This window comes from Variovorax sp. 10N412 (genome assembly GCF_056394985.1).
In genome coordinates, this window is record NZ_JBFTIO010000013.1 from 64410 (window position 1) to 76170 (window position 11761).

General features: G+C 68.6%; 13 protein-coding genes. 2 read left to right on the forward strand and 11 right to left on the reverse strand.

The features are described from left to right. Positions 1 to 8 precede the first annotated feature (8 nt). Positions 9 to 1454 carry a catalase gene (locus tag AC1DJH_RS24485; RefSeq protein ID WP_478187462.1) on the reverse strand — a complete coding sequence of 482 codons (1446 nt, stop codon included), beginning with the start codon at positions 1452 to 1454 and terminating at the stop codon, positions 9 to 11. Positions 1455 to 1793: 339 nt separating this feature from the next. Between AC1DJH_RS24485 and AC1DJH_RS24490 the strand changes: the two genes are divergently transcribed. Together AC1DJH_RS24490 and AC1DJH_RS24495 are read left to right on the forward strand one after the other, a co-directional pair. Further along, on the forward strand, positions 1794 to 2816 hold the full coding sequence (locus AC1DJH_RS24490; RefSeq protein WP_478187463.1) for a S1C family serine protease: 1023 nt from the start codon (positions 1794 to 1796) through the stop codon (positions 2814 to 2816). A gap of 144 nt (positions 2817 to 2960) precedes the next feature. Next, positions 2961 to 3692 carry a DUF1275 family protein gene (locus AC1DJH_RS24495; protein WP_478187464.1) on the forward strand — a complete coding sequence of 244 codons (732 nt, stop codon included), beginning with the start codon at positions 2961 to 2963 and terminating at the stop codon, positions 3690 to 3692. On the opposite strand, the gene AC1DJH_RS24500 is transcribed toward AC1DJH_RS24495, so the two are convergent. From AC1DJH_RS24500 to AC1DJH_RS24545, 10 genes are all read right to left on the reverse strand, one after another. Beyond that, complete coding sequence (locus AC1DJH_RS24500; protein ID WP_472122804.1) at positions 3683 to 4297, reverse strand: antibiotic biosynthesis monooxygenase; 615 nt, start codon at positions 4295 to 4297, stop codon at positions 3683 to 3685. The two genes, AC1DJH_RS24495 and AC1DJH_RS24500, sit on opposite strands and share 10 nt — an antisense overlap. A gap of 12 nt (positions 4298 to 4309) precedes the next feature. Beyond that, positions 4310 to 4627 (reverse strand): GNAT family N-acetyltransferase, encoded by a 318-nt coding sequence (locus tag AC1DJH_RS24505; RefSeq protein WP_472122807.1) that lies wholly within the window; start codon positions 4625 to 4627, stop codon positions 4310 to 4312. A 23-nt stretch (positions 4628 to 4650) separates the two neighbouring features. Continuing rightward, complete coding sequence (locus AC1DJH_RS24510; RefSeq protein ID WP_478187465.1) at positions 4651 to 5259, reverse strand: AraC family transcriptional regulator; 609 nt, start codon at positions 5257 to 5259, stop codon at positions 4651 to 4653. A gap of 27 nt (positions 5260 to 5286) precedes the next feature. Further along, positions 5287 to 5844 carry a Dps family protein gene (locus AC1DJH_RS24515; protein ID WP_478187466.1) on the reverse strand — a complete coding sequence of 186 codons (558 nt, stop codon included), beginning with the start codon at positions 5842 to 5844 and terminating at the stop codon, positions 5287 to 5289. A 28-nt stretch (positions 5845 to 5872) separates the two neighbouring features. Beyond that, the gene (locus tag AC1DJH_RS24520; RefSeq protein ID WP_478187467.1) at positions 5873 to 7471 is read right to left on the reverse strand and encodes an MFS transporter; all 1599 of its coding nucleotides are present in this window, start codon (positions 7469 to 7471) and stop codon (positions 5873 to 5875) included. Then, positions 7464 to 7874: a DoxX family protein gene (locus tag AC1DJH_RS24525; RefSeq protein WP_478187468.1), complete on the reverse strand. Its 411-nt coding sequence runs from the start codon at positions 7872 to 7874 to the stop codon at positions 7464 to 7466. The genes AC1DJH_RS24520 and AC1DJH_RS24525 overlap by 8 nt, the downstream gene beginning before the upstream one ends. 2 nt (positions 7875 to 7876) lie before the next feature. After that, positions 7877 to 9769 (reverse strand): amidohydrolase, encoded by a 1893-nt coding sequence (locus AC1DJH_RS24530; protein WP_478187469.1) that lies wholly within the window; start codon positions 9767 to 9769, stop codon positions 7877 to 7879. Further along, entirely contained in the window at positions 9762 to 10043 is a 282-nt protein-coding gene (locus AC1DJH_RS24535; RefSeq protein ID WP_478187470.1) for a DUF1427 family protein, read from the reverse strand. Before AC1DJH_RS24535 ends, AC1DJH_RS24530 begins: the two co-directional genes overlap by 8 nt. 17 nt (positions 10044 to 10060) lie before the next feature. Beyond that, positions 10061 to 10714, reverse strand: a complete 654-nt coding sequence (locus tag AC1DJH_RS24540) for a hydrolase (RefSeq protein WP_435485511.1) — start codon at positions 10712 to 10714, stop codon at positions 10061 to 10063. A gap of 152 nt (positions 10715 to 10866) precedes the next feature. Further along, complete coding sequence (locus tag AC1DJH_RS24545) at positions 10867 to 11586, reverse strand: pirin family protein (RefSeq protein WP_478187471.1); 720 nt, start codon at positions 11584 to 11586, stop codon at positions 10867 to 10869. Between the last annotated feature and the right edge of the window lie 175 nt (positions 11587 to 11761).

Consider the following 11761-nt stretch of genomic DNA (forward strand, 5'->3'; position numbering starts at 1 on the left):
CCCGCCATTCAGCGCAGCAGGTGCGCCGCGACGTCCTCGCCCAAGGCCGCATCCACCAGATGGAAGTGCGCCACCTGCCGCCGCTGGATGGTCTCGGGCACGCCGTCCATCGACGCCGCGATGTTGGCGGCCAGCCGCTGCCGCTCGCCGTCGTCCATGCGCCGGTACAGCGCGGCCGCCTGCGCGTAGTCGCCCAGCCCCTGCCGGTCGTCGAAGCGCGCGGCATCGCCGCTCAACGGCAGCGCGGGCTCCGCCAGCCGGCGGTCGGGTCGCGGGCCGCCGAAGGAGTTGGGCTCGTAGTAGGCATCGGTGCGCGCCGGCACGTCCATGCGCATGGCGCCGTCGGCGTGGTAGGTGTGCACCTCGGACCTCGGCCGGTTCACCGGCAGCGCCGCGTGGTGCGTGCCCACGCGGTAGCGCTGCGCGTCGGCATAGGCCAGCAGGCGTCCCTGCAGCAGCTTGTCGGGCGAGATGCAGATGCCCGGCACCAGGTGCGCCGGGTCGAAGGTGGCCTGCTCCACCTGCGCGAAATAGTTGTCGGGGTTGGCGTCCAGCGTGAGCAGGCCGAGCTCGACCAGCGGAAACGCGTCCTGCGGCCACACCTTGGTGGGGTCGAAGGGGTTGAAGGGCAGCCCCGCCGCCTGCGCCTCGCTCATCAGCTGCACATGCAGCGCCCAGCGCGGATGCTCGCCACGCTCGATGGCCTCGAACAGGTCGCGTTGCGCGCTCTCGCGGTCGCCGGCGATGGCTTCGCGCGCCTGCGCGTTGGTCAGGTGGCGAATGCCCTGCTGCGTCTTCAGGTGGAACTTGACCCAGGTGCGCTCGTTGGCCGCGTTGATCAGCCCGAAGGCGTGCGCGCCGTAGCCGTGCATGTGGCGATAGCTCAGCGGCAGGCCGCGGTCGGAGAACAGCATCACGATCTGGTGCATGCTTTCCGGCGAGAGCGACCAGAAGTCCCAGATGGCGGTGGGCGAGCGCAGGTGGCTGACGGGGTGGCGCTTCAGCGCGCGCACCAGGTCGGGAAACTTCTGCGGATCGCGGATGCAGGCCACCGGCAGGTGGCTGCCGACCAAGTCCCAGTTGCCTTCCTGCGTGTAGGCCTTCAGCGCAAAGCCGCGCATGTCGCGCTCCGCATCCGCACTGCCGCGCTCGCCCGTGAGGCCCGAGAAGCGCACCAGCACCGGCGTGTGCTGGCCTGGCTGGAACACGCTCGCACGGGTGTGGCGCGCAATGTCCCCGGTGATGCGCAGCGTGCCGAAGGCGGCCGCGCCCTTGGCGTGCAGCACCCGCTCGGGAATGCGCTCGCGCGCCAGGTAGGCGAGCTTCTCGGCCATCTGGTAGTCCTGCAGCAGGATCGGCCCGCGCGGCCCCGCGGTGATCGAGTGCTGGCTGTCCGCCACGGGCGCGCCGCCGGTGGTGGTCAGGGTGGGCGGCCTGCTGCTTTCGGGGGGCATGGGATGGGCTTGGGTCGGTGGCTCGGGGCAGATGCCCGTGGCGATGTGTACCGCGGGGCGGCCGGCGCGTCTTGAAGAAGAGTCGCGCGGGTTGAACGCCGTGGCCGGGGCGCTTCTCGGCAAGGCAAGCCATGCGAGCAGCCCCGCGCGCACGCCCATCGCCTGGTCAGCATGCGGTAAGCCTCCGCAAACTAGTTTCGAGCGCGGCAGTCTGCGTCGCAGTGCCACCTTTTGTGCTTTTCGCGGACCGCCATCAAGATCATGAGTCGTCGTTTGCCCAGTACCGGGAAGAATGCAGCCTCGCGCACCCGCCGCGCTGCATCCAACAGGCGAAACGCCGTGGCCGCTGCCTGCGGCACCGTCACCTGGGCCCTGCTTGGACCGGGCATCCTCGCCAGCGCGCCAACGCTCTCCCATGCCATGTCAGCGGAGGAGCTGTTCCAACGCGCGTCACCTTCGATCTGGGTCATCACCACGCTCGATCCCCAAGGCAAGCCTCTCAGCACAGGGACCGGCGTCGTGATCGAAAGAGGAAGGCTGGTCACGAACTGCCATGTACTCGCGAAAGCCGGGGCGATCATGGTGAAACACGAGAACGTGACGTTCCAGGCGCAACTCGAATATCCCGACACGGAACGCGACCTGTGTTCGGTCAAGGTCGACACTTTCACGGCGCCTGCCGTCACGACGGCGTCCGTGGCCACGCTGAGAGTGGGGCAGAAGATCTACACGATCGGCACCCCGCGCTCGCTCGAGCAAACCATGAGTGACGGCCTGGTCTCTGCGCTCCGGCGAAACAGCAGCGGAGCCATCGAGTACATCCAGATCTCCGCACCGATTTCGCCCGGGTCGAGCGGCGGCGGCTTGTTCGATGAACAAGGCCGACTGGTGGGAATCACGACGTCGGGCATCACCGGCACGGCCCAGAACCTCAACTTCGCACGACCGGCCGATTGGATTCTCGACCTGCCCGAGCGGGGCCGCCTCGCCCTGGCGGCGTACAACAAGCCGTCAAGCACGCTCCCGGTGGTGCAGCAAGGCTCGGCACGTCCCGAAGTGCCAGGTACACCCAGGTTGCACCTGGAGATGCCGATGCTGCTCGGCAAGACCTGGACGTATCGACATCCGCGCGATCCAGCGAACTTCGGCACCGTCGAGTTGACGTTTTCAGCCGGCCGCATCTATGCAAGGAACGCCAAGTCGACCGCATGGGGCTACTGGGAGGTGCGAGACGACACCATGTGCGCGACGTTCAACGCGCCCGGCTGGAGCCGTCTGTGCTACTACACCGTGAAGGATGGGGAGGACGTTCAACTGGTCAACGCTGCGAGCGGAGAACGAACGAAGCTGATCGTGCGATAGAGCGGGCCCTTTTCCGTTTGCGCGAGCGCGGCGCCGCAAATGTGCAAAGCGCAAGCCAACACGACAAGACCGCACCGGCGCCATGGCGCACCATTCACACCGCGCGCTGCGAGCTTCCTCGCCGCCCTCACGTGAAGGTCTCCCATGAAACCCACCCTGCCCCAGCTCATGAGCCTCAACGGCGGCTTCGTCGACACCGCGGGCTTCCTGACGCTGCACGGCCTGTTCACCGCGCACGTGACGGGCAACTTCGTGACCATCGGCGCGGCGCTGGTGCACGGCACCTCGGGCACGCTGACCAAGCTGCTGGCGCTGCCGGTGTTCTGCGTGGTGGTGCTGCTCGCGCGCTGGCTGAGCTACGGCCTGCCCGGGTTCGGCCTGCCGGTGCTGCGCACGATGCTGATCCTGAAGGCCGCGCTGCTGCTGGCCGGCGGCATCCTCGCCATCCACTACGGCCCGTTCGCCGACGGCGACAGCGCCACCGCGATGCTCACGGGCCTGGTGCTGGTGTCGGCCATGGCCATCCAGAACGCGGTGCACCGCATCCACCTGGGCAGCGCGCCGCCGACCACCCTGATGACCGGCACCACCACGCAGGTGATGGTCGACCTGGCCGACCTGCTGCGCGGCGGACAGGCGCCCGAAGAAGCCGCCGCCGCACGCACGCGCATGCGGCGCATGGCGCTGGCCGTGGCCTGGTTCGCCGCCGGCTGCGCGGCGGCGGCGCTGATCTACGCGCGATGGAGAGTGTGGTGCTTTGCGGTGCCGCCCGTGCTGGCCGCGCTGTCGGTGGTGCTCCAGCGCAGCACGCACGAGGGCGACCCCACCGCGCCACCGGAGGCGCCGGCACTCAAGGCCTCACCCGGTCACTTGTAGAGCCAGCGCGCCATCAGGCGCGTGTACCTGGGCATGACGACATACACCATCAGCCCGACGATGGCCGCCGAGGCAACAAGGTGCTCCACCCAGTAGTTCGACACCACCGGCACCGGCGCCAGCAGCCGGTGAAACACCGCCGGCACCGCCACGGTCAGCGGGTAGATCACCGACAGCGTCAGCAGGAACTGCTTGTAGCGCCTGGCCGGCGGTTGCCCGGCGGGCGGGTGAAACCAGAACTCGAGGCCGGTGCGGGTTTCGACCTTCTCGTCGGCGTCGAGCAAGGGAGCCACCTCTTCGACCAATTCCCGCCGCGCCCCCGAGGCGAACCAGTCCTGCGCGTGCGCGAGCGAATCGAAGCGGATGGTGATGGTGTACTGCAGGCCGCCCGCCGCCGGGTGGATGACGTTCACGCCGCGGTGCCCCGGAAAGCGTGCGGCGATCGGCACCACCTTCTTCAGCCATTGCTCGTAGGCGGCCACGGCCTCGCGCCTGACGGTCTGCTGGATCACGGCGGTGACGGTTTCGGCGCCGGGCAGCGCGCGCCCGGCAATCTCGTCCAGCGTGGCGGTGCGTAGCTCGGGGTGGCGGTCGTCGGCGGTCATGCGCGCTCCTTGTCAAAGGCCGAGCAGCGTGCGGCCCTCGTCGGCCAGCAGGTCGTGCGTCTCGGGGTGCGCACGCATGTAGGCGGCGAACACCGGGCACTGCGGAATCACGCGCAGCCCGCGCTCGCGCGCCGAGGCCAGGCCCGCGAGCACCAGCTGCTTCGCAATGCCCTGCCCCTGCAGCGCCTCGGGCACCAGGGTGTGGATGAAGGTGATGACGTCGCCGTCCAGCGAATAGATGGCGACCGCGCGTTCGCCCTGCGACGCGTATTCGAAGCGGTGCTTCGCGGGGTTGTCCTGAACCGAAGAGGGCGTGGAAGAAGTGGTCATGAAAGATTCTCTATAGGGGCGCTTCAATGCAGATGCGGCAGTGGCCGCACGGCCTGCGGCGCCGTGGTTCCGGGGTCGCCATTGTTTCCGAACCGGTGCACCAGGTGGGCGCAGATGGCCAGGGCCAGGTGTTGCTGCACAGCCGAGCCTTCGGGCTCGCGCCGCTCGAACAGGGCCAGCACGGCCGCGCCCAGGTTGCACATCACCGGATCGACCAGGCCCGGCGCGCAGGCCAGGCCGCTCACGCGCGCCAGGCCCGCTGCGTCGGCCACGCCGCGCACCAGCGCGCGCGGCACATAGAACTGCAGCGCGTCCAGCGGCGTGCCCAGGTAGCTCGCCACTTCGTCGCGCAGGTCGACGATGCTGATCGCACCGGCCGCATAGCCGCGCACCACCGAAGGCCGCCCGCGCACCCAGAGTTCGTGGTGCGCCGCACCGGCGAGATGCAGCGTGACCGCGAAAGCGTCTTCGGGCGGAATCTCCTGCTTCATGCCCAGCTGGTCGGGCAGGCAGGTGATGCGCGTGGCGACGAACGGCGTCGCGGATGCGGTCGGCAACATGTCGAGCGCGGGCGCGCACGGCACTTCGAAGTACCGTCCCAGCAGGTCGCCGTAAGCGCCTGTCGCGTGCATCGGGGAAGACGGCCGCCTCAGATCTTCTCAGCCCTGGCGCACCGACTCGAACAGGAACCAGGTGCGCCGCTCGGCCTCGTCGATCCAGTTCTCCAGCACGCTGGCGGTGGCCACGTCGCCGTATTCGTCGCACACCGTGTGCGTGGCGCGCATGAAGCCGGCCAGGCGCTGGTTGTCCTCGCGCAGCTCGGCCAGCATGCCGAGGGGCGTCACGAAGTCGGCGTCGTTGTCGGACAGGCGCTGCAGCCGCGCGGCATGGCCGGTGGAGCGCAGCGTGGTGCCGCCCACCTTGCGCACGCGCTCGGCAATGGGGTCGACCGTGGCGAAGATCTGGTCGGCCTGCTCGTCGAGCAGCAGGTGGTAGTCGCGAAACGACGGGCCCGACATGTGCCAGTGGAAGTTCTTGGTCTTGAAGTACAGCGCGAACACGTCGGCCAGCAGCACGTTGAGCGCCGCGGAAATGTCGCGCGTGGCGTCGGCACCGAGGTCGCTGGGCGTGTGCAGCGACGCGGTGCGGCGTGCCTTGGTGCTGCCGGCCAGTGCCTTGACGGACCTGGCTGTCTTGAGGGGTTTGGAGGTGGCCATGAGGTTGTTCCTTGGAGTTCCTGGGGTTTCAGAGAGAAAGAAAGTGGTGCACCACGGGCTTCTCCGGCCCGATGTGGAAGCGCACGGCCTCGCTTTGCAGATCGGCGTCGGCATGCGACACGCGGTGGTGCTGGCGCAGGTGCTCGGCCCACGACTCCACGAGGAACCACTCCATCACGCGCTCGGCGTCGCCGGTGTGCTCGGTCACGCCCCAGGCGTAGGCGCCGTCGCGGCGGCGCTCCAGCGACAGGCGCTTCATGGCGTCGAGGAAGGCCGGGCGGTCTTCCTTGCGGATGCGGTACTCGACCTGCACCATCACCGGGCCGCGGTCGTGCGCGATGGGTTCGGCCACCAGCGGCTCGGGCCAGTGGTTGGAGGCCTGCAGGTCCGACTCGCCCGTGGGCAACCGTGCGCGATGGAACAGCAGCGCCACGATGACGAGGCCGACGGCGCCGGCCACCAGCGTGTAAGGCACGCCGATTTCCTGCGCAACGAGCCCCCAGCCTAGGCTGCCGGCCGCCATGGCGCCGTTGAACACGGTGAGGTACACCGCCAGCCCGCGCCCGCGCACCCAGTTCGGCAGGATGGCCTGCGCCACGCCGTTGAGCGTGGTCAGCGCAATGATCCATCCCAGGCCCAGCAGCAACAGCAGCAGCACGGCCAGCCACTTGGGCGGCGCGAACACCAGCGCGGCCATCACCGCGGCGGTGATCACCGAGGCCAGCAGCACCAGCCCGTCGGCGTCCAGCCGCGCGCGCAGCCGAGGCATGACCAGCGCACCGGCGATGGCGCCCGCGCCCACCGCGCCCAGCAGCACACCGTAGAAACCGGCCGTACCGCCCAGCATCTGGCGCGCCACCAGCGGCAGCAGCGCCCACACCGAACTGGCGAACAGGAAGAACACGGCCGCGCGCAGCATCACGCGGTGCAGTTCCTTGCTGGCGCGCGCGTAGCGCAGGCCGGCGCGGAAGGCGCCCAGGAAGTTCTCCGACAGGCCGCTGTCCACCGCGGCCGGGCGCTTCCACCACAGCAGCGCGGCAATGACGAACACATAGCTCAGCACGTCGGCGCCATAGGTCATGGCCGCGCCGAAGCTCGCCAGGATCAGCCCGCCCGCGGCCGGCCCGATGGAACGCGCGATGTTGATGCCCAGCGAGTTCAGCGCCACGGCGCTCTTCAGGTCGGACCTGGGCACCAGCTCGGGCACGATCGACTGCCAGGTCGGCCCCATCAGCGCCGCGCCGATGCCGCCGACGAAGGTCAGCCCGATCAGGTATTCGACGGTGAGCGAGCCGGTGTGCGACAGCACCAGCAGCGTGCCGCTCACACTGGCCAGCACCAGCTGCACGAAGATCAGGAATCGCCGGCGATCGAGGATGTCCGACAGCACGCCCGCCGGAATGGCGAGCAGAAAGATGGGCAGCGTGGCCGCCGTCTGAATGAGCGCCACCGCCGTGGGGCTGGCCGACAGGTCGGTCACCAGCCACGAACTGGCCACGTCGCGCATGAAGCTGCCGATGTTGCCCAGCACGGTGGCGGCCCACAGCACGGCGAAGACCGGCTGGCGCAGCGGCGCGAAGCTGCCGCCGGCCTTTTCGGACTTTGCGGTGGTGGCCGCCTCAGCCATGCGCGCGCTCCTTCAGGTCGTGCCAGGCCACCAGCACGAAGCCGCCGACCAGGCCGAGGTGCTCGAAGAACGAGTTCGCGGCCATGAAGCGCTCCTGCCCCACAGGCATCTGCCAGAAACGCAGCGCCACGAAGGTGGCGAACAGCGTGAACGCGCCCAGCGCCAGGGCGCCCAGCCAGCGGTGGAAGCCCGTGAGGATGAGCAGCGAGGCGCCCAGCTCCAGCACGATCACCGCCGCCGCCATGGGCGCCGCGGGCGACACGCCGAAGTGGTTCATCTCGGCGATGGCCGAGCCGAAGTCCAGCGCCTTGTTCAGGCCGCCCTGAAGGTAGGCAGCGCACAGCAGCAGCAAGGCGATCCAGCGCAGCGCGGGAGCGGTCACGAAAGAGGGGGTCCAGCGCATGTTCATACCGCCCAGCAGGCGCAACCCAGCGCGCCCCAGAAGCTCTTCAGGTCCGCAATGGGCAGCTTGCTGCTCCAGGCCGTGGCGTGCTGGTGGCCGTGCACGTTGCAGTCGTTCGCGCAGGCGCAGGCCGCTGCCGCGTTGCGCAACACCTTCTGCAGCGGCGCACCTTCCTTCGTGTCGGCCCAGCCGCCGTAGCCGCCGAAGGTGCGCGCGGGCGACCAGTCGGGCATGGCCGCGGGGGGCGTGCCTTCGTCCAGCGGCGCGAACGGGCCGGCGCCATAAACCACCTTGCCGCCGACCATCGTCAGCAGCGCGGTGGTGTCGGCGATGTCCGATTCGGCGCAGCCGAAGAAGTCGCGGTCGGGCACCATCAGATCGGCCAGCTGGCCGGCCTCGATGCGGCCCTTCTTGCCGACCTCGTTGGAGAACCAGGTCACCTTCTCGGTCCACATGCGCAGCGCGGTCTCGCGGTCCACGCAGTTGCGCTGCGGGTACAGCTGCATGCCGCCCACGGTGCGCCCCGTGACCAGCCACGACAGCGACACCCACGGGTTGTACGAGGCCACGCGCGTGGCGTCGGTGCCGGCGGACACGTTCACGCCCTTCTCCAGCATGCGCTTGACAGGCGGCGTGGCCTCGGCCGCACCGGCGCCGTAGCGCTCCACGAAGTACTCGCCCTGGTAGGCCATGCGGTGCTGCACGGCAATGCCGCCGCCCAGCGCCGCGATGCGGTCGATCGACTTCTCGGAGATGGTTTCGCAGTGGTCGAAGAACCAGTTCAGGCCGGCCAGCGGCGTGTCCTGGTTGACCTTCTCGAACACGTCGAGCGCACGCTCGATGGTCTCGTCGTACGTGGCATGCAGGCGCCAGGGCCAGCGGTTCTGCGCCAGCACGCGCACCACCTCTTCGAGCTCGCCTCCCATCTCGGGCGCCATGTCGGGGCGCGGCTGGCGAAAGTCTTCGAAGTCGGCGGCGGAGAACACGAGCATTTCGCCCGCGCCGTTGTGGCGGAAGTAGTCGTCGCCCTGCTTGTACTTGGAGGTCGCCGTCCAGTTCAGGAAGTCCTGCTTTTCCTGCTTGGGCTTCTGCGTGAACAGGTTGTAGGCCAGGCGGATGGTCAGCTGGCCGGCGTCGGCCAGCTGCTGGATCACCTGGTAGTCCTCGGGGTAGTTCTGGAAGCCGCCGCCCGCGTCGATGGCGCCGGTCACGCCCAGGCGGTTCAGGTCGCGCATGAAGTGGCGCGTGGAGTTGACCTGGTAGTCCAGCGGCAGCTTCGGGCCCTTGGCCAGCGTGGCGTAGAGGATGGACGCGTTGGGCTTGGCCAGCAGCAGGCCGGTGGGGTTGCCGGCGCCGTCGCGCACGATCTCGCCGCCGGGCGGCGCGGGCGTGTCGCGGGTGTAGCCCACGGCGCGCAGGGCGGCACCGTTGAGCAGCGCGCGGTCGTACAGGTGCAGGATGAACACCGGCGTGTCGGGCGCCACGGCGTTCAGCTCCTCGATGGTGGGCAGGCGCTTTTCAGCGAACTGATGCTCGGTGAAACCGCCCACCACGCGCACCCACTGCGGCGCGGGCGTGATGGCGACCTGGCGCTTGAGCATGCCCATGGCATCGGCCAGGCTGCGCACGCCGTCCCAGCGCAGCTCGAGGTTGTAGTTCAGCCCGCCGCGAATGATGTGCAGGTGGTTGTCGATCAGGCCCGGCAGCACGGTCTTGCCCTGCAGGTCGACCACGCGGGTGGCGCTGCCGGCCAGCGGCAGCACGTCTTCGCCGCGGCCCACGCGAAGGAAGCGGCCGTCCTTGATGGCCACGGCACTGGCCGTGGGGTTGGCGCGGTCCAGCGTGGTGAAGCGGCCGTTGTGCAGGATGAGGTCGGGATGCGATGCATCAGCCATGGCGGGGTTCCTTCGATTCCTTGGCCGCCGTGGCGGCGGTGCATTGCGGCAACTCGCCGAACACGTGGGGCTTGACCTGGTGCTGCAACCACGAGGTCGCGGTGGCCTGCGGCTTGAGCACGCTCTTGACGAGCGGCGGCAACTGCTCGCCGAGCAGGATGCCCAGAAGCCCCACGAGGGCGATGACCGGCGGGGCCGGCGAACGCACCTGGAACAGTGCGTAGATCACACCGACCAGCAGGCCGAGCGCGAGCGACAGAACATAGGGCTTCATCTTCGTCACCGCCGGGTTCAGCCTTCGTGCGCGCCGAACATGGTCTTGGCGTAGGTCACGCCCAGGCCGTAGGCGCCGCCGAACTTCTTCGCGATGCCGGTGGTCATCTCGTAGGTGTCGGTGCGGGCCCAGTCGCGTTGCAGCTCGAGCAGGTACTGCAGCGAGGTCATGGGTTGCGCGCCGGCCTGCACCATGCGGTCCATCGCGCGGTTGTGCGCCTCGGCCGACACGTCGCCGCAGGCGTCGGCAATCACGAACACCTCGAAGCCCTGGTCGATGGCCGACAGCGCCGGGCCGACGATGCACACGCCGGTCCACAGGCCCGACAGCACGATGCGCGGCTTGCCGATCTCGTTGATGCGGGCGATGACGGCTGCGTCTTCCCAGGTGTTCATGGAGGTGCGGTCGAGCATCTTCTGGCCCGGGAAGGCATCGGTGATCTCGCTGAACATCGGGCCCGAGAAGCTCTTCTCGGCCACGGTGGTGAGCACGGTCGGCACGCCGAAGCCGGCGGCCGCGTTGGCCACGAGCGCGGCGTTGTTGCGCAGCGTGATGGCTTCGATCGAGTGCGTGGCGAAGGCCATCTGCGACTGGAAGTCGATCATGACCAGCGTGTGGTCCTTGGGGGTGAGGAGCTTGGCGCCGGCGGTGGGGGTGGCTTTGATGGACATGGGTTGACTCCGTGACGAGGTTGAGGTGAGAGCGAGAAAAAAAGCGGGGCGTGGCCCCTTGGAAACGGTTGCTGGCCTCTGGCGTGCATCCTCGTTTCAGCGAGGGTGCGTGTCTTGTCGATTAATGAGGCCGTTTGGACATTTGCCGCCGCTCAGAACGCGGGCAGCTCGTTCGGGCGCAGGTCGAACACCAGCACCTCGGCACCTTCGCCGTGTGCCAGTTCGATCTGCTGCGCGTTGCGCACCCGTGCGCCGTCGCCTTCGGACATGCGCTGCCCGTTGACCTCGACGCTGCCGCGCGCCACGTGCACGTAGGCGTTGCGCTCGGGGCCGAAGGCCAGCGAGGCGGTCTCGTCGCCGTCGAACAGGCCGGCGTACACGCGGGCGTCCTGGTGCACCGCGAGCGAGCCGTCGGTGCCGTCCGGCGAAATGATCAGGCGCAGGCGGCCGCGCTTGTCCTCAGGCGCGAAGTGCACCTGCTGGTAGCGCGGTGCCACGCCCTTGGCGCCCGGCACGATCCAGATCTGCAGGAAGTGCAGCGGCTCGGTGGCCGACGAGTTGAACTCGCTGTGGCGCACGCCGGTGCCGGCGCTCATCATCTGCACGTCGCCGGGGCGGATGACCGAGCCCGTGCCCATCGAGTCCTTGTGCTCGAGCGCGCCGTCGAGCACGTACGAGAAGATTTCCATGTCGCGGTGCGGGTGGGTGCCGAAACCGCGGCCGGGCGCGACGCGGTCGTCGTTGATCACCAGCAGGTCGGAGAAGCCTTCCTGCTTCGGGTCGTGGTAGTGGCCGAACGAGAAGGTGTGGCGCGACTTGAGCCAACCGAAGTCTGCGATCCCACGGTCGGCGGCGCTGCGAATGTCCAACATGATTCACTCCTTGGCAGTGTTTGAATTCGATTGAATTCACAATCGGCGTCGGAGGTATTTCCGAGGCATGGGATGAATCTTCGGGCTTCACGCTGGGGCTGTTGGCGAAACCTTTTGCCGTCTATGATCGAATTTTTCGATCATTGATTTGGTCCGGCTTTTTCGAAGGAACCAC